The following is a 23,501-nucleotide window of genomic DNA, read 5'->3' on the forward strand; positions in this document are numbered from 1 at the left end:
CGTCAAAAATTCCAGGATACGCCCGCCCGCTGTTCCGTTTCAGCTATTCCGTTTCAGCTGGGCTGAGGCGCTCATCGTTACAGGCTACAGCGGCTACCAAACTAAAGAGCCAGCCAGCGGACCTGTCAAAGTGTGTGGGTCAGGAGCACCTTTTGCTCCCTAAAGAGTGTATCTTTTGCGTGTTGAAGCCACCAAATATAACGGTCACTACTCCCCCGCTATCTCTGGTTCTGGTACCTGTTCTGGTTTGCCGTTTCCTGCCGTAATTTACCGCGGCGGGCAGAACCGCCGACGAAGTCCCAGCAAAACCTACGGGCAAAACCTACGGGTGGCGAATCGAAGCCGGCTCACGGCCACCCAACTCGGCAGTCTCCAGCTGGAACGTCGAATGCTCTACCGACACCTCAAAATGGCTCGCCACGCACGAACGGATACGGTCCAAAATCGCCACCGCAGACCCGTCATGGAAGCACGAATCGGCAACCACCACGTGCGCGGTCACCACCGGCAGACCGGTCGCCACCATCGAAGCGTGCACGTCGTGTACCTCCACCACGCCGTCAACGCGCAGCATGTGCTCACGCATCGCGTCCAGGTCCAGGCCGTCCGGGGTGAACTCCATGAGCACCGCAGTCGTCTGCTTCATCAGACGCGCCGCACGCGGCACAATCAGCGCCGCAATCAGCAGACCGGCAAGGGCATCCGCCTGATAGAAGCCAGTCAGCCAAATCACGATAGCCGCCACAATCACACCCAGCGAACCCAGGGCGTCATTGAGCACCTCCAGGAACGCGGCACGCATATTGAAGTTCGCGTTCCTCGCCGTAGCCAGAACCGCAATACCAATAGCGTTCGCCACCAGGCCAACCACACCAAAGATCAACAGCTCGATGCCGGGCACCTCCGGCGGGGCAAACAGGCGATGCACGCCCTCCACCGCCGTGTAGATACCCACCGCCAACAGCAGCACCGACTGCCCGAGGGCGGCAAGCACCTCAATACGGCGAAAACCCCACGTGCGGCGGGACGTTACCGGGCGCGTCATTAGCGAAGCCGCCGTGAGCGCCACCAGCAGGCCGGAGGCATCCGCCAGCGCGTGCGCCGTATCAGTCAGCAGCGCAAGACTTCCCGTGACCAACGAACCGATCGCCTGCGCCAACACAATAACGACCGCCAAGCTGAACGCAATCAGCAGGCGCGGACGCATCGAAGCAGCATCCTCCGGGCTCGGGGCATGCGAATGGTCGTGGTGATGCCCGTGGTGGCCGTGATGCCCGTGGTGGCCGTGATGTGCGTGCGCTCCCATGCGCTTCTCCTCAACTATGAACTGCGTTGTTGACTATCGAGAGTTATCAGTGGATAGCAAAATCGCCCAATTCACAAGAACCGGGCGACAAGCTCCTCAACCGAGGAAAACGTGGAGATAAGGGGACTCGAACCCCTGACCCCCTGCATGCCATGCAGGTGCGCTACCAGCTGCGCCATATCCCCATATTCTGTTAGTGACCTCAACGAGGCAACATGAATATATTACACACACCACGGACAGCGATGCAAACCAGCACCCCCAAAACTCCAAAAAAGTTCCCGTGCGACCGGGCTGGCAGAAGGGGCAACCGGGCAGGCAGAAAAACCTCCGACACGCAGACCAAACACGCAGGTCAAAAACGCTAGCCAAACACGCTAAAAGAGGCGAACCCCGCGGCACCATACAGCGCCAGCAGAGCCCACCCCTCATCAGCTAAAAATCAAGCAGAAGCCTACGCCTCATCCTGAGCGGGAATGATGCGTGCAGCATCTTCCTCAGTCTCACCCTCAATGTCGAAGGGAGCCTCGTTCTCAACGCCCAGCTCAATACGCGGAGCCTCAGCCCACAGACGATCCAGAGCGTAGAACTCGCGGTCCTCCTCATGCTGAACATGCACGACAATATCGCCGAAGTCCAGCAGAATCCAACGACCCGAGGAACGACCCTCACGGCGGACCGGCTTCAAGTCAGCCTGCTCACGCAGAGCGTCCTCAACCTCATCCGCAACAGCGTTCACGAGGCGCTCATTGTGGGCAGAAACCACCAGGAAGCCATCAATCAGACCCATCGCGTCGGATGCATCCACAGCGAACAGGTTCGTTCCCTGCTTCTCCTCCGCAGCGCGGGCGGCAATGCGCAGAGCCTCAATCGAGGACTGTGCAGCAGTCATATTTTCCTTCCTTGCCGGCAGAACACCCGCCGGCAGCACCCGCAACAGGGGCGCATTGTTCACGGCCTACTTAGGGCCAAAAATCATAATCAGACCAACAACGACCAGGGCGAGCAGCAGCACAATCCACAGCCACACCAGGGAGGTCTTCTGCGCAGGCTGCAGAACCTCTTCAGCCTTCTCAACAGCGCTCTCAGAAGCAGACTCTTCCTCAGCTTCCTTCGAAGCCTCAGCGGAAGGCACCGGTGCAGACTTGGACTCAGCCGACTTCGACTCAGCAGACTCGGACTCAGCCGATTTGGACTCGCCCTCTTCTGCGGCTTCCTCAGATTCTTCAGAATCCTCGGTAACCTCTTCAACCAGAGCAACCGACTCTTCGGGATCCTGACGATCCACCATGCGTTGCAGCAGCTCCTCAACCTCATCCGGGCTCAGAGCAACAGTCGGGTCGCCGTCCACCGAATCCACGGTGTCACCAGCGGAGGCGCTATCCAGTACGCTCAGGTCAAGACCCTGCGCGTTCACAGCGCTCACGCGGGTGGGCAGCTCGTCAGCAGACTCTTCAACCTCAGCAACCTCAACGGCCTCTTCCTCAACGGAAGCGATCTCGGTCTGCTCAGCCTCAACGTCAGAGCTGTCCAGCTCCTCAACCTTCGGCTCATCGCGCACCAGGTACTGGTGCAGCTCGGGTTCTGGCTTCTCCTTCTTGACCACGGCAATGACCGGGATCGAAGAAGTCATCGGATTATCCACCGCTGAGGGGCTGGTCGCATCCACACGGTTCTGCCCAATCTCTTCGAGACGCAGGACATGCAGGCTACTGGTCAGAGGAGCAGGCTCGTGCAGCTTCTCCTCATCGTTCGCTTCAGTGTCAATCTTGCCCTGAGCCGCCAGCGCCGCAAAACGATGCTGAACAGCCAGAACCTGCGGGTCAATAGCGTCCGCAAGAACCACGGAGCCCATGTTCGCAACAGGCTTCGCGGGCTCACCGCGACGGTTCGCGCGCAGGTACTCGACAACTTCTTCACGGTAACGGGCAAGACGGCGCGGACCCATCACCTTAGTAGGCGGCGGCACCTCAATGCCGTCCTCGGTCACGTACGTCTCGTAGAGGTACGCTTCGTCCTCGCTATAGGGCTTTGAACCCGTAGCTTCACTCATGTGTTCCCTCATTATTCGTCGATTGGGGTGCCTGCCCAGACTCATCCTTCACGCGGGGCAAGCCGTCACGGTACGCCGTCAAGGCGTCCTTCTTGTACAGGCCGTACTTAGCAATGTACTGCACCACACCATCCGGCACCAGGTACCAGATAGGGGTGTCTTCAGCTGCGCGGCGACGAATATCGGTCGAAGAAATCGCCATCGCAGGAATCTTCAGGGTCGTAATATAACGCCCCTCTGCCAGCGGCGGATCCAGCTCATGATCGGGACGGGTCACGCCCACAAAAGTCGCCAAATCCCACAGCTTATGGGCATTGCGCCAGGTCATAATCTGGCTAATCGCGTCCGCGCCGGTAATGAAGAACAGGTCAGCATCCGGTCGCAGGGCGCGCAGCTCGTTAAGCGTATCAAAGGTGTAGGTGGCGCCGCCACGGTCAATATCAATACGGCTCACCGTAAAACGCGGGTTCGACGCGGTCGCAATCACCGTCATCAGGTAGCGATGCTCAGCGTCACTCACGTGCCGCTCCCCCACCTTCTGCCAGGGCTGACCGGTCGGAACGAACACGACCTCGTCCAGGTCGAACACGGCGGCAACTTCACTAGCTGCCACCAGGTGTCCGTGGTGAATCGGGTCGAAGGTTCCACCCATCACACCCAGACGCACCCGACCGGGAGTGCGCGGGGAAATCGACTCGGTGCTCGGAGCACCAAATTCAAGGTGAACAGGCTGGTCAGTCACAAATGCCGTCCTTGCTGGGGACAGAGACCGCACCACGGCAACTAAAAAGCCACCGCAGGCGCGGATGCGGGCAGGTACAAAGAAGGTACGCAACACCGAAAAAGGTACCCTCGTACATTCCCCTCTATGCTACCTGCTTACGGTCAAAAACACCGAAATGACGGGGGTGAGCTAAGCCGCCAGTGGAATACCCAGCCAGCACGCCCGGCCACAGACTCACCCGCGTGTTCCGACACGCACATCTGGCGCGAGCGGCAACCACAGAACCTACAAGAAAGCGCCGCGCACCGGAGCCAAACCCCGGTACGCGGCACCACTCACTGTCTATGAAACAGCTGTCTAGGCAACAGCTACGCCTCAGCTACTAGTCGTCGACGTTCGGCATGTCGATATTCTCGTCGACCTTGCCTTCCTTCAACTTCTTGCGGTACTCAACCGACTCGGTCCACACGCCTGCAGCGCGCTCGGACTCCAGCTCGGCACGAGCCTCCGCCTTCGCGTCCATACGCTCCTTGTACTCCACACGCTTCTGCGCACGAGTCGGGCGAATAATCTCTTCCAGACGAGCGTCCGTACCACGCGGGGAAGACAGCAGCTCAGCGCCACCGACCATGGTCGGCTCCCAATCGAAGATCACCGAGTTGTCGTTCTCACCAATCACCACGGCGTCACCGGCACGAGCGCCAGCCTTGAACAGCTCATCCTCAACGCCCAGGCGCGCCAGACGGTCCGCCAGGTAGCCGACAGCCTCATCATTATTGAAGTCAGTCTGCTGAATCCAACGCTCAGGCTTCTCACCAATCACACGGAACAGCGGCTCAAGGTTACGCTCCTCGCGGCGAATAGTGAACTCCTGCTTCTTCTTACCGCGGAAGCCCTTCGGGCGAACCACAGGAGTCTCAACAACCACGCGCTCCGCTTCCTTCTCGGCAACGGCACGAGCCACGCGGTCCTCCTCCACGAGCTTTGCCATCGCAAAAATCAGGGACTTCAGACCCTCATGGGAAGCAGTCGAAATCTCGAAGACCTTGAAACCCATCTCCTCAAACTCGGGGCGAACAAACTCAGCCAGCTCACGAGCCTCAGGAACGTCAATCTTATTGAGCACCACAATCTGCGGACGCTCATGCAGCGGCACGGTCACACCCGCAGTCGGGTCAACCTCATAGTTCTGCAGCTCGCCGCGGATCACCTCAAAGTCACTGATCGGGTCGCGACCCGGCTCCAAAGTAGCGCAGTCAATCACATGCACCAGAGCCGAAGAACGCTCCACATGGCGCAGGAAGCGGTGACCCAGACCGCGACCCTCCGAAGCACCCTCAATCAGACCAGGAACATCCGCGACGGTGTAGCGAACATCGCCCGCCTGCACCACACCCAGGTTCGGGATCAAAGTGGTGAACGGGTAGTCAGCAATCTTCGGACGCGCCGCAGAAATCGCAGCAATCAACGAAGACTTACCCGCCGAGGGGTAACCCACCAGAGCCACATCCGCAATGGACTTGAGCTCCAGAACAATATCAGCCTCTTCACCGGGGGTGCCCAGCAGAGCAAAACCGGGAGCCTTACGCTTAGCCGAAGCCAACGCAGCGTTACCCAGACCGCCCATACCGCCACGGGCCGCGACATACTCGTCGCCCACACGCAGCAGGTCAGCCAAAACATTACCCTCGCGGTCCTTCACCACAGTACCCTGCGGCACGGTCAGAATCAGGTCCTCACCGTTGAAGCCGTGGTGCATATCGCCACGACCAATATCGCCATTCGGGGCGTGCTGGTGCGGGCTGTGGTGGTACTCCAGCAGGGTCGTGGTCTGGTTATCCACGCGCAGAATCACCGCGCCACCATTACCACCGTTACCGCCGTTAGGGCCGCCCAGGGGCTTAAACTTTTCACGTCGCACGGAGACGCAGCCGTTACCTCCGCGACCGCCAGATACATGCAAGACCACGCGGTCCACGAATTCTGCCACGGGTTCTCCTTATCTTGGAAAATCTTCACTTCGCCACCGCACGGCACACACCAATCATGCTGCGGATGCGGCGGCAGGCGCGACCGGGTTGGGGTGCGCCTCATCGTGGAGCCCAGCACGGGCGTCCACGGCATTCGAGGTCATAGCGAGAGGGGGTAGACTAACGCCTACCCCCTCTGCCCTAGCGGTGAGTATTACTCAGCTGCTGCCAGGATGTTAACGACCTTGCGGCCCTTGCGGGTACCGAATTCGACGGTGCCTGCTGCCAGAGCGAACAGGGTGTCGTCGCCACCGCGGCCAACGTTCAGGCCGGGGTGGAAGTGGGTGCCGCGCTGGCGAACGAGAATCTCGCCTGCGTTGACGGACTGGCCGCCGTAGCGCTTAACACCGAGGTACTGGGGGTTCGAGTCACGGCCGTTACGGGTGGAGCTTGCGCCCTTCTTGTGTGCCATTCTGTATTCCTACCTTAGGGTTGAATTCCGGTCGTTTCGATTACGCGTTGATAGCGGTAATCTTGACGGTGGTCAGCTCGGCGCGGAAGCCCTGACGCTTCTTGTAACCGGTCTTGTTCTTGTACTTCTGAATAACGATCTTCGGACCGCGCAGGTCCTCAACCTTCTCAGCAACAACCTTGGCGGAAGCCAGGGACTTTGCGTCAGCGGTGACCTTGTCACCGTCGACGAGCAGCAGCACGGGCAGCTCGATGGTGCTGCCGGGCTCGCCTGCAACACGGTCAAGGGTAACGAGGTCGCCTACGGAAACCTTCTCCTGGCGGCCGCCAGCGCGTACAATCGCGTATGCCACTATGGGACTCACTTTTCTCGACAACTTGCTTCTTGAATCTCACACGAATGAGTAGCCTGCGCTTTCATTGCTGTGCGCCCTCCCCCGCCAGTCGAATGACCGCGAACAAGGAGGAACGGCCCGTGTGTTCCGGCGGGATTGCCCGCCGAAGCCAACACGCGAGGCTCACCGGTGGTGTCTCTCTCCCGCACGTTCCAGACTCAGCCGAATACTCGACCGCGCCGAAGACGATGGGGGTGGGAGCGGTGTCTCCCGCTGGCCCTGCGTCGATAGGGCTTCACTGAGATAAACACCAGTCCTTAAGGATACGGCATGATCTACGCACCGCGCAATAGATAATTTTGCGGAACACTCGAAGTCGGCACGTGATACTACTCAACCTGCGCTCAACCTGGGCGCGCACCGCAGATAAACCGCGCATACCCCGGCTACATAAACAACGCTGAGGTAGCCGCAGGTAGGCAGCCGCATAGACATTCGCACATAGACAAGCCCCGGCGAAGTGGATTACTCCACCCCACCGGGGCTCGACATGCACATACCATCGGGATTCCGATGATTGGAAGCTAAAGACTAATCGTCCTTACCTTCACGCTTAATGTCGGCAGCAGCAACGCCAATGCCGAACAAGACAGGAGCCGAAGCGTCATCAGCCACCGGAGCCACATCCGCAACAGAAGCGGAAGCAACCACGGAACCCTCAGCACGCTCGGAAGCGTCCACGGTCACGACCTGAGCACCGGCACCAGCGCTCGACGCCGCACGGCGAGTACGACGCTTACGCGGGGTCGAACCGGGCACCTGAACCGCAGGCTTCTGAGCCTCCTCAATCGGAGCCTCAACCGCTGCGGGAGCTGCGCCCACCACACCGGTCACTGCCGGAGCACCAATCACGCCGGTCACAACCGTGCGAGACTCAGGCTTCTCAGCCTTATCAGTCTTTGCGGGTGCCTGCTCGGATGCCACGCCCTGTTCAGCTGCCTTCTCGGCGCGCTTCTCATCAGCGGCACGACGAGCACGGCGGCGGGAAGCACGCGGAGTCTCACGAACATCCTCAATGCGCAGGTCCTCACGCTCAACACGCTTGGCCCCCTGAGCCTTCTGTACACCCGAGTTTACCTCAGCGGCGGTTGCCTCAGCGTTCTGCTGCTCGCGGTTCGGACGCATCGCTGAACGACGCTCCTCCGAACGATCCTCACGGCCCGAACGGAACGACTCACCCTCAGTGCGGGCAAGACGGCCAGCCTTCTGAGAAGCACGAGCCTTCGCCTCACCGGCGCGAATCGCCTCAAAACGATCCGAGGAGCGGCTAAAGCGCGGGTCGAGCTCCGGGTCAACGTGGTGCTCGTACTCCAGCGCACCCGCGCCGGAATCCTCCACGGCGGCAATATCCGCATCGGTCAGCTCGCGGCGCTGGCGGCTACGAGATGACTTCTTCTCGCCACGCTTGGACAAACGGCGCTTCTCCGAACGCTCCTGATCAGCACGGCCCTCAGCAGAGTCCTTCGAGGAATCCTCAGCGGACTCCTCCTCCACGCGGTCGAACGCGCTCGCCAACTGCTCCAGGGAGAAACCGCCCTGCTCACCAATCCAGTTACCCTCGGTGACCTCAGCGACCTTGTCCTCACGCTGAGCAACCTCGGCGTGAGCCTGCTCGCTGGCAGCCTCGGCAATACCCTGAATCTCCTGCTCAAGCGAAAGCTCAGCGGTCTCCGCGCGGCGCGAACGCTTGCGACGCTTACGCTTCTTGCGGGTCGAAGCGGTCTCCTCCGAAACGTCCTCGCTCTGAGCGGATGCGGCAGCCACCGCAGCCATAGCGTTACGGCGCTCAGCCTTCTTCGACTCCAGAGCATCCTGCTTCTGCTGGTCACGAGAATCCTCGCGGGCAGCGGTACGGCTACGCTTACGGTCATTACGCTCATGGCGGTGGATGTAATCCGACGCGCCACCGCTACGACCGCTCAGCGGCTGATCGTGAACCAGCAGGCCACGACCGGCACACTGCTCACAGAGCTCCGAGAAGACCTCCAGCAGACCGGTACCCAGGCGCTTACGGGTCATCTGAACCAGACCCAACGAAGTCACCTCAGCCACCTGATGCTTGGTACGGTCACGGCCCAGGCACTCAATCAGGCGACGCAGAACCAGGTCACGGTTCGACTCAAGCACCATGTCAATGAAGTCAATGACGATAATGCCGCCGATATCACGCAGACGCAGCTGACGGACAATCTCCTCAGCAGCTTCCAAGTTGTTCTTGGTGACAGTCTCTTCCAGGTTGCCGCCGCTACCGGTGAACTTACCGGTGTTCACGTCCACCACAGTCATGGCTTCGGTACGGTCAATCACCAGCGAACCACCCGAAGGCAGGTACACCTTACGGTCCAGCGCCTTCGCCAGCTGCTCGTTAATGCGGTAGTGGTCAAAAAGGTCATCCGCGGAATCCCACTGTTGCAGGCGGGAAACCAGGTCCGGCGCCACGTACGTCACGTACGCCTCGATGGAATCCCACGCGTTCTCGCCCTGAACGATCATCGCGGTGAAGTCCTCGTTGAAGACGTCACGCACGGTCTTAATCATCAGGTCGGGCTCCTGGTAGAGCATCTCCGGAGCCAGCACCTTGCGGGAGTTAGCCTTCTCCTGAATCTCTTCCCACTGCGCACGCAGACGGTTAATGTCGTGGGTCAGCTCCTCCTCAGAAGCACCCTCCGCCGCGGTACGAACAATTACGCCAGCACCTTCGGGCAGCTTGTCCTTCAGAATCTTCTTCAGGCGAGCACGCTCGGTGTCGGGCAGCTTGCGGGAAATACCGGTCATCGAACCACCCGGTACGTACACCAGGAAGCGACCGGGCAGAGAAACCTGGCTGGTCAGGCGGGCACCCTTGTGACCAATCGGGTCCTTGGTGACCTGCACCAGAACCGAATCGCCGGGCTTCAGGGCGTTCTCAATCTTGCGGGGCGCACCGTCCAGACCGGTGACATCCCAGTTGACCTCGCCCGCATACAGCACAGCGTTGCGGCCGCGTCCAATGTCAACGAACGCAGCTTCCATGGACGGCAGAACGTTCTGAACTTTACCCAGGTACACGTTGCCAATCAGGGAATCCTGCTGGGTCTTGGATACGAAGTGCTCAGCCAGCACGCCGTCCTCAAGCACACCAATCTGGATGCGGCCGTCCTTCTGACGAACCAGCATCTGACGGTCCACGGACTCGCGGCGAGCCAGGAACTCGGCCTCAGTCACGATGTGGCGGCGGCGACCCAGGGAGCGGGACTCGCGGCGGCGCACACGCTTCGCCTCCAGGCGGGTAGAACCACGCACACCGGTCACAGTGTTGGATGCGTGAGAGTCAGACAGGCGCGGCGCACGCACCTTGGTGACGGTCTCAACCTCATCATCAACGCCGCCCTCAATCTCGATATCTTCGGTACCGCGGCGACGGCGACGGCGACGGTGGCTCGTCACCTCAGCCTCAGCGGCAGCCTCCTCGCGGCGGCGCTCCATGCGCTCCTTACGCTTCTGCTCCTCGGCAGCGGCGCGGCGTGCCTCACGCTCCAGCTTGGCGGCAACAGCGAGCTCGCTCAGCTCCTCCGGCTCGGGTGCCATGAACAGCGGCATCGCACCCATGGGGGTACGCGAGCGCAGCTCCTGCAGCTTTTCGCGCTGCAGGTCGCTAATGGTCTTTACCGGCTCGGGAGCTACTTCGGGCTCCTCAGCTGCAAACTCCTCAGCTGCAGACTCTTCTGCGGCGGGTGCTTTGAGTGCAGCTTCTTCCGTTGCGGATTCCTCAGCAACAGCTGCAGCCTCGGTCTTCTCAGTCTTCTCAGCCGGTGCGGGAGTTACAACCTCAACCTTAGCGGTCTCTTTCTTCACCTCAACGGCAGACTCGGCAGCGGCAGGCTCAGCAGACTCAGCGGCGGGGGCAACAACTTCCTCCACCTTCGCAGTGTTCTCAACGGTCTCAACCTTCGCGGTGTTCTCCACAACAGCAGGCTCAGCCGCCTTCTTCTCAACAGCCTCAAACAGGCTATCCAGAGTAGAAGCAACCTCAGTCTCAGACGCAGTGGGAGCGGCAACCTTCGGTGCCGGTGCGTGCTTCGCCTTAGCGTTACGCAGGTTGGTCAGGCCAGCAGCAATAGCCTCATCCAGGGGAACCTCAGGAGCCTTCTCCTTCTTCGGGCGACCCGGACGGCGGCGCTCAGTACCCTGCTGGGCGTCAGAGCTCTCACGAACATTCTTACGCAGAGTTTCACGGGTCTCTGCAGAGGTGTTTTTCTCCTCCGCGAGGGCGTTCAGCGCCTCAAAAACCCCAAGTTCGACGTTCTTCTCGTCAGACATTAATCTTCTTTCGTTACACCCTGCTCCGCACCGCAAGGATTTTAACAGCGCGCATACAGCGCAAAGCCTAGTTGCTGTCACCGCGGCTCAAGCCTCACCCTACGGCGCGCGTTCATCGGCGCTACCGGGCACTATCTCCTTCAGTGCTTCTGCCGTAGGGGGCGAGCGGGCGGAACGCAGAGCGCGCCGCGACGGTCACAGCCACCTCGCTCTCGAGCACGGCACGCTCACACCCTTCCTGGGTGCCCTGCCGGTCTTCGGGTTTCTTCGCCGAGGCGGGCGGCCCGCGCGGTGCGACAGTTATGCTCCGCGGCTTATAGCCGGCGCTCTTCGGGTACTCTCCCTCGATGCGTTGGTGGGGATCTTTATGCGCGTGCGGAGCGCACAAGACACCGTGTTCCATTATACCCGGTAGACGATACCTCTAAGCCACCCCGCCCATCCTATCTGGGCTCCACTTCCCGGCAGGATGCGCGGGCACATTACCGCGGACACCTTGCGGCGGGCGCATGGCGGGTACAGCAAAGCCGGGCGTGCCACTAATTACGCACCACCCGGCTTCAAAAAACTTTCAGAGGAGGAACTAGTCCAGACCTAGCTCCGCATCGTGCGCCTCACGAGCCTGCTGAGCAAGCTTCGGGTCGGTCGGCAGGTACTCCGGACCGGAACCGGTTGCAAACGGAACACCCAGAATGAAAACAAACGGAGAAACAACCAGCAGAATCACCCACAACAGCGAGAAGTGACCGGCAGTCAGCAACAACAGGGCAGTCAGAAAAATAACGGCAGCAGCGCCCATTGCGGCAATTCCGGCAGTCTTCACGGTTCTCCTCGAAGGGGTATCAAGAATCTAGTGTCCAGCAGAACGGCAGACAATCAACGCCGCAGGCAAAACCCGCGGACGGCTCCGGCTAATGCCGCTCAAGAATATACCTGACCATTATACGCACCCGCGCCGCCTCCCCGCTGACCGCCACCGGCAAAGTCACAGGCACCTCCCCCACTACCCGGCGCCCCAGCCCGGCGTATTCTGCCCAGCACAATCAGCCCGGCATATTCCGCGCAGCCTCACCCGCCCGCAGGCGCAACAACGCCCCGGCACCAACAAGTACCGGGGCGTTGCATATTCGGGGCATCGACCCTCAAACCAGCCTCAGCGATGAACGCTTAGTGCATCATATTCACAATGACCTCAAAGAAGCGGATCACAATAATACCGAAAATCAGGACCAGCCACAGGCTAATCGCAAACCAGGACCAGCCGCGAGCGCTCTCACGCATCGACTGCGACGCCGGAATAACACCCGCCGAAATATTGCGGACCGTGGTCTTCACAAAAAGCATGATGGTCATAACCCACCCAATCATGCAGAACAGGCACAGCGCGTTAATCTGGAACGTCGTCTGGTACCATAGCCACATGATGAACGCGGTCGCTGCAGCCAAACCAATGTTCACGCACACCCAGAACCACTTCTTGAAGCGTGCGCCCGCCATGATCACGGCGCCGATAGTCACCACAATCGAGAAGCCCACCAGACCAATGAACGGGTTCGGGAATCCGAAAGCTTCTGCCTGCGGAGTGCGCATCACCGTACCACAGCTGAGCAAGGCGTTGATATCGCAGGCCGTGGAGTGACCAGCATCAATGTAAATCTGCAGGCGCTCATACACCAGAATCGCTGAAGAAATAAGTGCAATCAGGCCGGCACCAACCAGCCAGAATCCGAGCTGTCGGTCTGAGTAGCTGCCCGGGATTCCCGCATGCCCGTGCTGCGCTTCTTTTGCAACGTGGGTAGGCTCGGTAGTACTCGATGCGGCGGTACTCATACGACTCCTTTAGATAGTGTTTTACGGTGCTACTTTCACGGCAGCGCCATCTTAGCTCCGCCAGAAAAATTGGGGTGTTCGAGGGCCTGGCAATCGTCAAGCCGGCAGACACAGGGAGGGTCCGTTAGGTTCCTCGTTAGGTTTCTCCATGAGGTTCTTAAAAGGCTCATTCACCCCGCATGACAGGAGGTACTTACCGGTGCAACGCATTCCTGCACTCCGGAAGCAGTACCCCATTTATCCTAGCCTCTCCTCTTGCTAAATAGCACGTCATTAGCTTCTACATTTCCTATATGACGCCTCAAATCATGCAAATAGACGCATTTTTGTGATGTACCTTAAATAGGGAAAACCCGGAAGGAGCCCGCAATGTGACGGCGGGCAGAACCTTCCGGGGCATGGTGCGCATGTTTTCTATGGCATTCGCCTCATCGACGCGCGGCAACCCTCACGGCAACTACCGTGGAGCGCACAGACGGCACGTTAGAGCAGTGCGTTAGAACAGCGGGTGGGTGTACGACTCGTCAAAGAACAGCTGCTCCAGCTCCACCGCGCGGCTAAAGAACTCGCGGGCACGCTGCGCATCCGACGGGCCCACACGGTCCAGTTCGCGGCGCAGGAAATCAACCAGCTCACGGAACTCCGGGTAGTCGTGCAGGGTAATCCACTCGTGGTGCACAAAAGATTCGGGACGCTTGGCGGGAGCCTTCGACGCCCAATCCAGGTACAGGCCCTCGCAAACCATCAGCACCGACAGGATCGCCGCATAGCTGCCACTTGCCGCCGCGTCGAGGAAGAGACGCTTGAAACCGGTGGTCGCCTCCGTGTCGGGCATGGAGTCACGCTGATGTTCGGTCACGCCCAGAGTCTCAAAACAACGCAGGAAGTAGGTGTTCTCATCCCCCGCGATTTCGCCCGCAAACTCGGAGAGGCGCAGACGACCCGCGAGAGTATCAGCGTTAGCAATCGCGCCACCAATCAGGGCGAGGAAGGTATCGAGGAAGCGGTAGTCCTGCACCAGGTACCCCGCCATAACCTGCGGGGCGATTGAGCCTTCAAAAAGCTCAGCAACAAAGCGGTGATTCGTGGCGGAAAGCCAGGTGTCGAGGTTCTCCTGGCGTAGCGTCTCGGTGAACGAATCGGTGCCGATCAAATCGGTGAAGGGGGCGGGCATGATGGGTGCCTTTCGCTATGTGGCATACCGTCACTGGTATGCGTATGTGTGGGTGTGCTGGTGCGGCCTCGTGCGTTGGGGCCGGCGCCTCAGCTAATATAGCACCGTGACGCCAAGGCGTACCCGATTTTGGGGCCCATTGCCCACAAATTTTCGTTCTTTTCGATTTTTGGGTGGGTGAGGGCTCTTGGGTCTGACTGCGAGCATGTATGCACGCAAAAGCGGGGCACCACTCCCCCAGCCGGTAAAACCAGCCGGAGGGCGGCACCCCGCCTCATGTCGATAGCCTCAACAGGTCGCTTTAGTGATCCGCATCGTCCTCGGAATCATCGTCACCGAAGAAATCATCGGTGTACGAATCGCCCAGCGGCAGACCCAGCGAATCCTCCAGCGAAGAACCCGCCGCAGACTCACCACCCAGCTCAGCCATGATGCCGTCCAGCAGCTCATCCGGCTCAGCAGAGGCAGCCGCAGCCGCCGCGGCAGCCAAAGTCGAAGCCGACGCCGCACCCGCAGAACCCGCATAAGCACCCTCAGCGCCCAGCTCATCCGGCAGCTCCTCAGCCTCAGCGCCGGGAGTCTTAGCCTCCTCATGCGCCGCCAGCAGGGTGCGCGCCTCACCAATGACCGTAATCGAACCGGTAATCAGCACACCCGCCGACTCCTGCTCAAAGAGGGCGTTCTCCATGGCGGTGGCAATCGCCTCGTCCAGGTGCTCAAACACCTCGATTGAGTCTTCGTCCAGGCCCGCATCCAGCGCCAGCTCGTGCAGACGCTCCGGCGCAATCGCACGTGGCGAATCCGACGCCGCCAAGTACAGGCGGAAGGTACCGTCAGAAGCGTCAACGTACTCCTCGCGCATGGTCTCAAACATGCCCAGAGCATCCTTCTCACCCAAAATACCGACCACGGAATGCAGATGCGACAGCTTGAACGCCTCAGTCAGCGCAGCCGCAGACGCACGCACGCCGTGCGGGTTGTGACCCGCATCCAGGATGGTCAGCGGCTCGGTGCGCACAACCTCCAGACGGCCCGGCGAGCGCACCGCCTCAAACGCGGTACGCACCACGTCCTCGGGCAGCTGACGCTGACCGCCGAAGAACGCCTCCACGGCGGCGAGAGCCACCACAGCGTTCTGCGCCTGATGCGCACCGTGCAGGGACAGCGGCACATCCGGGTACTCGCCCGCCAGGCCGCGCAGGGTCAGCAGCTGACCGCCGACCGCAAGCTCACGGGAGACAATGCCGAACTCCACGCCCTCAAAGGCGAAGGGTGCTTCCTTCTCGCGGGCGGAGGCGAGCAGCACGTCCGCCGCTTCCGGGTCCTGTGCCGCAGAAACCAGGAAGCCGCCGGGCTTGATAATGCCGGACTTTTCGGTCGCAATCTCGGCGAGGGTTTCGCCCAGCATGTCGGTGTGGTCCAGACCAATCGGGGTGACCACGGAAACCACACCGTCGGCAACGTTCGTGGAATCCCAGGTGCCGCCGATACCGACTTCAAGCACCACCACGTCCACCGGCTCGTCCGCGAAAATTGCGAAGGCGAGCACGGTAACGGACTCGAAGAAGGTCAGGGCGGGCTCGCCGCGGGAGGTCATCTCCGCGTCCACAATCTGCAGGTAGGGGGCGATTTCCTCCCAAATACGCACGAACGTGGCATCCGGTACGGGTGCGCCGTTAATGCAGATACGCTCGGTGACGCTTTCGAGGTGCGGGCTGGTAAAGCGGCCCACGCGCAGGTCGTGGCCGAGCAGCAGCGTCTCAATCATGCGGGCGGTGCTGGTCTTGCCGTTCGTGCCGGTGATGTGGATGACCGGCGCGGCACGGTGCACGTCGCCAAGGATTTCGACGGCGCGCGCCACAGCGTCCAGGCGCGGCGCCATCTTGTTTTCGGGTGCTCGCGCCAGCAGTTCACCGTAGACCCGCTCCACGCCCTCGGGGTCGGGAATTGCGGGGTAATTCTTCTCGCTCATTGTTCTCCTCACTGGGATAGCCGGTCGGTGCCGGCAGGGGCCCACCGTGCGGCAGGATAACCGTGCGGCGGGATAGACGACGGGCCGCCCCGCCCGTGAAGGGGGGCGGGACGGCCGTACGGTTCAGGCGTTTATGCCTTGGCTACGCTAATGCTCAGCTCGGCTGCTTCGCTCAGCTGCAGGGACACGGCGAGGGTTTCGCCGGTGACCAGTGCTTCGTTGGTGCGCAGAGCTGCCAGAGTTTCCTCCGGTGCCGCGATGCTCAGGTTGATGCGGTCCGCAACGTTCAGGTCGGCGTCCTTACGTGCCTGCTGAATAGCGCGGATGGTGTCGCGGGCGATGCCTTCGGCAACCAGCTCGTCGGTCAGCTCAATGTTGAGGACCAGGAAGCCGCCGGGCAGAACCGCAGCCGCAGTGTGCTCAGCACCCTCAGCGTCAGCGGCAACCACGGTTGCCAGCTCGTATTCGCCTTCTTCCAGAGCCAGGCCGCCGTCCAGAGCTGCCACGCCGACCAGGACGGTGCCGTCCTCGGTCACGGTCCAGTCACCGGACTTGGATGCCTTAATGGCAACCTGCACCTGCTTGCCCAGGCGCGGACCTGCCGCACGTGCGTTGACCTTCAGCTGCTGGGAGATGCCGTAGTCGGCGGGGTCGACGGTGTCGGCGCTGACCAGTTCCACCTGGCGCAGGTTCAGCTCGTCCTCGACGATGTTCGCGAAGTACTCCGCGCCCTTCTCACCGAAAGCGGTACCCAGGGCTGCGAACTGCTCGGGTGCGACTGCCACGGTCATCTTCTGCAGCGGCTGGCGCACGCGGATTTTCTTTTCCTTGCGCAGTGCCGAACCGGCGGAGCAGACCTCACGCACGGTCTGCATGAGAGCCAGCAGGTCAGACTCGTCAGCGAAAGCGGATGCTTCGGGCCAGTCAGCCAGGTGTACGGAGCGTTCACCGGTGAGGCCGCGGTAAATTTCCTCGCTGCTGAGCGGCAGCAGGGACGCGGCAACCTTCGACACGGTCACCAGTGCGGTGTAGAGGGTGTCGAATGCGTCAGGGTCTTCGTTGAAGAAGCGCTCGCGGGAGCGGCGCACGTACCAGTTGGTGAGTGCGTCGGCGTACTGGCGCAGGGATTCGCAGGCGTTCCAGATGTCGTAGGAGTCCATCGCTGCGGTGACCTGCTCGATGAGTTCGCGGGTCTTGCCGAGGATGAAGCGGTCCATCACGTGCTGCGAGTCGTACTTGAGCTTTGCGCTGTAGCCTTCGCCGTTGTTGGCGGCGTTAGCGTACAGGGCGAAGAAGTGGTAGACGTTCCACAGGGGCAGCATGACCTGGCGAACACCCTCGCGGATGCCCTGCTCGGTCACAATCAGGTTGCCGCCGCGCAGGATCGGGGAGGACATCAGGAACCAGCGCATCGCGTCGGAGCCGTCGCGGTCGAGGACCTCGGAGACGTCCGGGTAGTTACGCAGGGACTTGGACATCTTCTGACCGTCCGAGCCGAGCACAATGCCGTGGCTGATGACGTTCTTGAACGCGGGGCGGTCGAAGAGCGCGGTCGCCAGTACGTGCAGCACGTAGAACCAGCCGCGGGTCTGACCGATGTACTCGACGATGAAATCTGCCGGGTAGTGGTTCTCGAACCACTCCTGGTTCTCGAAGGGGTAGTGCACCTGCGCGTAGGGCATGGAGCCGGAGTCGAACCAGACATCGAGCACGTCTTCCACGCGGCGCATGGTGGACTTGCCGGTCGGGTCGTCCGGGTTCGGGCGGGTCAGCTCGTCAATGTACGGGCGGTGCAGGTCGGGTTCGCCGTCCTTATTCAGGGGCAGGCGGCCGAAGTCTGCCTTGAGCTCTTCGAGGGAGCCGTACACGTCCATGCGCGGGTAGTTCGGGTCGTCTGAAACCCACACGGGGATCGGGGAGCCCCAGAAGCGGTTACGGGAGATTGACCAGTCGCGTGCGTTCTCAACCCACTTGCCGAACTGGCCGTACTTCACGTTTTCCGGGATCCAGTTGATTTGCTTGTTCAGCTCGTACATGCGGTCCTTGAAGTCGGTGACCTTCACGTACCAGGAGGTGATTGCACGGTAGATGAGCGGGGTGCGGCAGCGCCAGCAGTGCGGGTAGGAGTGCACGTAGGACTTCTCGCGGATCAGCACATCGTCTGCCTTGAGGGCGTTGATGATGGTGCGGTTCGCGTCGAATGCCTGCACGCCTGCAATCTCAGCCAGGACGGTGGAGCCGGAGGCGGTGGGCTCGGCGAAGAGGTTCAGGAACTTTGCGCCTTCGTCGAGGGAGAGGATTACGGGGATGCCGTAGCCTTCACAGACCTTCTGGTCGTCTTCACCGTAGGCGGGTGCCTGGTGGACGATGCCGGTACCGTCACCGGTGGTGACGTAGTCGGCGACGAGGATCTGCCAGGAGGTTTCAGTGCCCCACTTTTCGGTGTCTGCGAAGTAGTCCCAGAGCGGGGTGTAGCGCACGTGTTCAAGCTGGGAGCCGGTGTAGCGTGCGGTGACGGCTGCGTCTGCGTCCTTTTCGGGCTGGTCGCCTTCGTAGCCGAGGTCCTTGGCGTAGGAGCCGAGCAGCTCGGAGGCGATCAGGAAGGAGCGACCCTCGAACTTACCTGCGCCGGGTACGACGGAGTATTCAATCTCGGGTCCGACTGCGAGCGCCTGGTTGGTGGGCAGGGTCCAGGGGGTGGTGGTCCATGCGAGTGCTTCGACGCCGTCGAGTTCTGCGGCGACCTTCTCATCGGCACCGAGGGCGGTGTCTGCGGTGAGGCGGAACGCGACGGTGACGGTCTGGTCCTGGCGGTCCTTGTATACGTCGTCGTCCATGCGCAGCTCGTGGTTGGAGAGGGGGGTCTCGTCCTTCCAGCAGTAGGGCAGCACGCGGAAGCCCTGGTAGGTCAGGCCCTTATCGTAAAGGCGCTTGAACGCCCAGATGACGGACTCCATGTACTCGACGTTCAGGGTCTTGTAGTCGTTTTCGAAGTCGACCCAGCGCGCCTGGCGGGTGACGTACTTTTCCCACTCGTTGGTGTACTTGAGCACGGACGCGCGGGCAGCGTCGTTGAAGTTATCAATGCCCATTTCGAGGATTTCGCGCTTGTCGGTCATGCCGAGCTGCTTCATTGCCTCGAGTTCTGCGGGCAGGCCGTGGGTGTCCCAGCCGAAGCGTCGTTCTACCTTGTGGCCGCGCTGGGTCTGGTAGCGTGCGACGAGGTCCTTGGCGTAGCCGGTGAGCAGGTGACCGTAGTGGGGCAGGCCGTTAGCGAAGGGAGGGCCGTCGTAGAAGACGAATTCGTTTTCACCGTTTTCGCCTGCGGGGCGGTTCTCGACGGATGCGGAGAAGGTGTTGTCCTTCTTCCAGTAGTCGAGGACTGCCTCTTCGAGTGCGGGGAACTTGGGCGATGCGGTGACGCCGCTTCCTGCGGCTTCGAAGGCGCTCGCCTTGGGGTAAACATGGGACATGTGTTTGTGCGCCCTTATCTGTTGTTCTCAACGCTGAGAGGTTGGGGCGACAGGGTACGTAGCACTCGTCGTCCCACCGTTTCAGCGGGTGAGGATTGACATGACGGGTGCAAGGACGCCTGGGCATCGCTGACCTATCCGGGCTGTGCCGGGGGTTCAGGATGCGGCGCGGTACCACCTTGCTTACTGATTTAACAGCTCAACGCACCGAACCCTCCCGGGGCTACGTGGCGTCGCGTGTCCGCGATACCTAGCCACCGGAAGAGCGGCGCGTTGGGCGGGTATCAGTCGCTTATTACAGCTATATCGGGCTTAACCGTCCGGTTCTACTGGGACTACATCTCTTCCGCTAAGACACCCTCGCCGCAGCGATTGGCGGGTGCCCGCAGGTGCGGTCCGTTCTTCCGAATTGCTCGCCGGTGATGGCCGGGTCGTTGCAAACACTAATAGTTTATGTGGCTTTTGTGTCTGTATGCAACCTCGCGGGGTGTGGGTTTGAACAGTACTTTTCAGATACACCGATGCCGGGGGCGTAAAACAGAATGGTTCTTCGTTCGGCGATATTTAGAGCGAGTAGGGGGTTTAAGCGACCTTGTCTCACCCCGCACTCGGGCGTGTTTAAGGATGTATGTTTTCACATTCCCCCAGTGTTGCTTTAAGTGGGTTTCGATTTTTTCGGAGGAGCCCACGGGACTGCAGTCAGTGCAACCACAAGATATGGGGTGAACACCGATGTAATTCCACTAGATATTCACCCCTGCAAGTTTTCACCCCCTCCACTCCCCGTGTGGGAACCGGTTTTTCTGAATGATTCAGCAATGCATAGCGGGTGAATAGAGTGCATATTTGAGAATTGCCGAGCAGGTTTCCCCTTGTTGAATCGGGTATTTTTTCTGAACTACTGAAGGCCTCCTTGCAATCAGAAGGTTGAGTTACCCCCTCTCTTCTTCCCCATCTTTTGCAAACACTGGGGTGAGACTCTTTCGTTTTTCAGACCATAAATATGATTGAAATCACTTAATTTAACATGCGCACCCCCTCTTACTGAAGCACCCACCTCATCAAATAGCCCCTCATCAACAGAGCCTGATCGCAATACTTTACAGTGAATGGTATCCTGAGTGATCCATAGACTCCCAGATATTACTAAGGTGTATTTTTGTCTATTTTGAGCTCAAAATAGACAAAAATGAATCCAGCAACGCATCAATGATGATCCGATAGTATTACCTACCCTCTCACCGGGGTGTGAACAAGCAGCCTCAAAGATGAGTTCACCGCGTATCCATTCGCTCCACCAGCAGCATGCACGCACCCGAGGTCACTTCCGGATGTGGGTTGAAACCGTGGCATTTGCCCGAGGTTTTACTCCCTTTCACGACCTCACCCAACACGCCATGCAACCACGTGCCCACCGCCGGGTGCCCCGAGCCCGCCTCGGCATAATTCAAGGAGTTCACCGATGCTCTCACCCTCTTCGAGTACCCGTTCCACCGCTTCCCGCCTTATGAGCCGCCGCCCCTGCTGCTCGGTGGCGTGGTTTCCCTCATGGCTGGTTGCGCTTCCGATATTTGCCCGCTGAGCGAAGAAGCAAAAGCTAAGGTAGACTCCCCCGCCCCTTCCGCGAGCGCAACCGCTTCTGCGTCTAGTTCGCCGCCTACTTCACAGTCTGCTTCGGCGACCGCATCAGCAAGCGCTAAGGGAAGCTCGTCCAGCGGTGGCGGATCCGGCAGCTCCGGTGGCTCTAACTCCGGTAGCTCTAGCTCCGGTAGCAGCAGCGATTTCAAGATCTAGGCACTGAGACTCTAAGCTCCAAGATTAGGATTTGAGTGCAGCACCCCTGACGAAAGCGGGGCGGGTATCAACTAATACCCGCCCCGCTTTCGTATGTTCCTGCGCCTTTCATCTGTAGTAGTGATAATTACACTGCGACCAATTACGCCGAGCAAACGGACGCAAGGGTCCGCTAGAGCTTCCAGCCCGCCGCATTCACGCGCGCCTGCCAGAAGGTGCGGTACACGCCCGGCACCGCCACAAGCTCCTCGTGGGTACCAATCTGCGCCAGGGCGCCATGCTCATCAAGCACCACAATCTGATCGGCGTCACGTACCGTGTCCAGCTTGTGCGCAATAACCAACACGGTCGAACGCTGCCGCAGACGGCGAATGGACTGCTGCACCGAGGCCTCGTTCTCGGGATCCAGGGCGCTCGTCGCCTCATCAAAGAGCAGGATAGGTGCATCCTTGAGCAGGGCACGAGCAATGGAAACACGCTGGCGTTCACCGCCGGAAAGACGGCCTCCACCCTCACCCACACGGGTCTGCCACCCCTCCGGCAGGCGCGCCGCAATCTCATCGGCACCCGCCAGGGACGCGGCCCGAAGCACCTGCTCGTCGGTGGCGTCCTCACGGCCCACACGAATGTTCTCCATGAGGGTTCCGTCGAAAAGATACACGTCCTGGAAAACCATCGAAAGCTGAGCCATGAGCTGCTCGGTGCGTTGCTTGCGCACATCCACACCACCCACGCGCACCGTGCCGGAATCAACATCCCAGAAGCGGGCCAACAGCTTGAACACTGTGGTCTTACCGCTACCGGAGGGGCCCACGATAGCTGTGAGCGACCCTGGTTCGGCTGTGAAGCTCAGCGAACGCAACACCGGAACGCCCGGCGTGTACGAGAAGCTCACATTCTCAACGCTCACACTGCCAGGATCGCTCAGATGCGCTGGCTCCTCGGGTACGGGGAGCGGCTCGGACGAGAGGATCTCGTTTACGTCCGCAAGCGGGATACGCGAGTTCTCCACGCCAACCAGGAAGCTGACCGCATCCTGAATCGCGCGAGTGAAGCGCAACATCACGCCGATGAACACCACGGTCGAGACGGAGTCAAGCGATCCGGTCAGCGCCATCTGCACCGACACGTAGATGAGCGAAACCACCACAATCTGGGTGCTCATTCCGCCCAGCACGAGGGCAAGGGTCGAAATCCACAGGGCACGCACACGACGGCCGTGACTGCGCTCAATAGCGGAGTAGAGCGGCTCATAGTTGCCGCTCCTGCCCGCGGAGCGCAGGGCACCCTGGCACGAAGCGTACTCCACGATGCGCGAGGAGAGCTCACGCTCAAGTGGGTCGGTCAGCGAATGCGAGTAGTGCTCCAGACGGTTTGAAAACACTGTCAGCGCCGCAATGACCAGCAGCGAGGCGGCAAGGGTTATCCCCAGCATGGGCTGCCAAATAAGCACACCCACCATGAGTACGAGGGCCGCAATTGTGTTACGCAGAACCGGCACCGCCACGTGAGCGATACCCGTACCGATGGACATAAGACCCTCAGTGACCAGACGCGACATACGCCCGTTCAGACCCGCATCGAACCAGCCCAGCGGCAGGCTCGCCAAGCGATCACCCACCTTCACCAGCATGACGCGCAGACCCTCCAAGGCGGCGCGGTAGGCACCCAGGTTCATGGCGTAGGTGCACGCCGCGCCAACGACGGCGCATACGCCCAACACTGTGAGCCAGCCTCCCAATCCAAGACCCCACGCAGGTGCCGACGAGGCGAGCGCCACCACGGTGGGAATAATAGCAAGGTATACGAGGCCCTCCACGATACCGCCGGCAGTCACCCAGGCGAGCGCGCGGCTCAGCTGGGCGTTACCCCGGTCGTTGAGGAGCCCCCGGTACTGGCGCAGAAGGAGTGGGTCACGCATATACCCGACCGCACTGTGCGACTCCTCCCGGCGTGCGGCGCGGTACGCGGCGGTGCTTACCGTGTTGCTCATAGTGTCATCAGCTTTAGTGACTGTCTTAGCCGCAGTTTTAGTCACGG

The 23,501-nt window shown here is 60.5% G+C and carries 15 protein-coding genes and 1 tRNA gene; 1 reads left to right on the top strand and 15 read right to left on the bottom strand.

What is annotated here, in order from left to right:
- Nucleotides 1-322 precede the first annotated feature (322 nt).
- The 14 genes from NML54_RS02045 to ileS form a co-directional block, all read right to left on the bottom strand.
- Nucleotides 323-1,306, bottom strand: coding sequence for a cation diffusion facilitator family transporter (locus tag NML54_RS02045; RefSeq protein WP_254755686.1), 984 nt, complete (start codon nt 1,304-1,306; stop codon nt 323-325).
- Between the two features lie 112 nt (nt 1,307-1,418).
- Nucleotides 1,419-1,491 (bottom strand) — tRNA-Ala (locus NML54_RS02050).
- A 269-nt stretch (nt 1,492-1,760) separates the two neighbouring features.
- Nucleotides 1,761-2,198 (bottom strand): ribosome silencing factor, encoded by a 438-nt coding sequence (gene rsfS, locus NML54_RS02055; RefSeq protein ID WP_005505774.1) that lies wholly within the window; start codon nt 2,196-2,198, stop codon nt 1,761-1,763.
- Nucleotides 2,199-2,264: 66 nt separating this feature from the next.
- The gene (locus NML54_RS02060) at nt 2,265-3,359 is read right to left on the bottom strand and encodes a sulfite reductase subunit alpha (RefSeq protein ID WP_254755687.1); all 1,095 of its coding nucleotides are present in this window, start codon (nt 3,357-3,359) and stop codon (nt 2,265-2,267) included.
- The gene (gene nadD / locus NML54_RS02065; protein WP_254755688.1) at nt 3,352-4,101 is read right to left on the bottom strand and encodes a nicotinate-nucleotide adenylyltransferase; all 750 of its coding nucleotides are present in this window, start codon (nt 4,099-4,101) and stop codon (nt 3,352-3,354) included. The genes NML54_RS02060 and nadD overlap by 8 nt, the downstream gene beginning before the upstream one ends.
- A 364-nt stretch (nt 4,102-4,465) precedes the next feature.
- Entirely contained in the window at nt 4,466-6,073 is a 1,608-nt protein-coding gene (gene obgE, locus NML54_RS02070; protein WP_254755689.1) for a GTPase ObgE, read from the bottom strand.
- 194 nt (nt 6,074-6,267) lie between these two features.
- Entirely contained in the window at nt 6,268-6,525 is a 258-nt protein-coding gene (rpmA, locus tag NML54_RS02075) for a 50S ribosomal protein L27 (protein ID WP_005505766.1), read from the bottom strand.
- A 40-nt stretch (nt 6,526-6,565) separates the two neighbouring features.
- Entirely contained in the window at nt 6,566-6,877 is a 312-nt protein-coding gene (gene rplU, locus NML54_RS02080) for a 50S ribosomal protein L21 (protein WP_005505764.1), read from the bottom strand.
- 573 nt (nt 6,878-7,450) lie between these two features.
- Nucleotides 7,451-11,218, bottom strand: a complete 3,768-nt coding sequence (locus NML54_RS02085; RefSeq protein ID WP_254755690.1) for an Rne/Rng family ribonuclease — start codon at nt 11,216-11,218, stop codon at nt 7,451-7,453.
- 583 nt (nt 11,219-11,801) lie between these two features.
- Entirely contained in the window at nt 11,802-12,041 is a 240-nt protein-coding gene (locus tag NML54_RS02090; protein WP_254755691.1) for a nucleoside-diphosphate sugar epimerase, read from the bottom strand.
- 344 nt (nt 12,042-12,385) lie between these two features.
- The gene (locus tag NML54_RS02095) at nt 12,386-13,048 is read right to left on the bottom strand and encodes a vitamin K epoxide reductase family protein (RefSeq protein WP_254755692.1); all 663 of its coding nucleotides are present in this window, start codon (nt 13,046-13,048) and stop codon (nt 12,386-12,388) included.
- A 496-nt stretch (nt 13,049-13,544) separates the two neighbouring features.
- On the bottom strand, nt 13,545-14,222 hold the full coding sequence (locus NML54_RS02100; protein WP_254755693.1) for a TenA family protein: 678 nt from the start codon (nt 14,220-14,222) through the stop codon (nt 13,545-13,547).
- Nucleotides 14,223-14,523: 301 nt separating this feature from the next.
- A complete protein-coding gene (locus NML54_RS02105; RefSeq protein ID WP_254755694.1) occupies nt 14,524-16,194 on the bottom strand; it encodes a bifunctional folylpolyglutamate synthase/dihydrofolate synthase in 1,671 nt (556 codons plus the stop codon).
- A 131-nt stretch (nt 16,195-16,325) separates the two neighbouring features.
- On the bottom strand, nt 16,326-19,667 hold the full coding sequence (ileS, locus tag NML54_RS02110; RefSeq protein ID WP_254755695.1) for an isoleucine--tRNA ligase: 3,342 nt from the start codon (nt 19,665-19,667) through the stop codon (nt 16,326-16,328).
- Nucleotides 19,668-21,215: 1,548 nt separating this feature from the next.
- Between ileS and NML54_RS02115 the strand changes: the two genes are divergently transcribed.
- Nucleotides 21,216-21,461 (top strand): hypothetical protein, encoded by a 246-nt coding sequence (locus tag NML54_RS02115; protein WP_254755696.1) that lies wholly within the window; start codon nt 21,216-21,218, stop codon nt 21,459-21,461.
- A gap of 172 nt (nt 21,462-21,633) precedes the next feature.
- Here the strand turns inward: NML54_RS02115 and NML54_RS02120 are convergent, their stop codons facing one another.
- Entirely contained in the window at nt 21,634-23,499 is a 1,866-nt protein-coding gene (locus tag NML54_RS02120) for an ABC transporter ATP-binding protein (RefSeq protein WP_254755697.1), read from the bottom strand.
- Between the last annotated feature and the right edge of the window lie 2 nt (nt 23,500-23,501).

Origin of the sequence: Rothia gullae, assembly GCF_024294905.1 — a bacterium.
Taxonomy (GTDB): Bacteria; Actinomycetota; Actinomycetes; order Actinomycetales; family Micrococcaceae; genus Rothia.

Bases quoted from the DNA above. Each gene is read 5' to 3' on its own strand.
- NML54_RS02045 (WP_254755686.1), bottom strand. From the start codon at position 1,306: ATGGGAGCGCACGCACATCACGGCCACCACGGGCATCACGGCCACCAC.
- rsfS (WP_005505774.1), bottom strand. From the start codon at position 2,198: ATGACTGCTGCACAGTCCTCGATTGAGGCTCTGCGCATTGCCGCCCGC.
- NML54_RS02060 (WP_254755687.1), bottom strand. From the start codon at position 3,359: ATGAGTGAAGCTACGGGTTCAAAGCCCTATAGCGAGGACGAAGCGTAC.
- rpmA (WP_005505766.1), bottom strand. From the start codon at position 6,525: ATGGCACACAAGAAGGGCGCAAGCTCCACCCGTAACGGCCGTGACTCG.
- NML54_RS02085 (WP_254755690.1), bottom strand. From the start codon at position 11,218: ATGTCTGACGAGAAGAACGTCGAACTTGGGGTTTTTGAGGCGCTGAAC.
- NML54_RS02095 (WP_254755692.1), bottom strand. From the start codon at position 13,048: ATGAGTACCGCCGCATCGAGTACTACCGAGCCTACCCACGTTGCAAAA.
- NML54_RS02100 (WP_254755693.1), bottom strand. From the start codon at position 14,222: ATGCCCGCCCCCTTCACCGATTTGATCGGCACCGATTCGTTCACCGAG.
- NML54_RS02105 (WP_254755694.1), bottom strand. From the start codon at position 16,194: ATGAGCGAGAAGAATTACCCCGCAATTCCCGACCCCGAGGGCGTGGAG.
- ileS (WP_254755695.1), bottom strand. From the start codon at position 19,667: ATGTCCCATGTTTACCCCAAGGCGAGCGCCTTCGAAGCCGCAGGAAGC.
- NML54_RS02115 (WP_254755696.1), top strand. From the start codon at position 21,216: ATGGCTGGTTGCGCTTCCGATATTTGCCCGCTGAGCGAAGAAGCAAAA.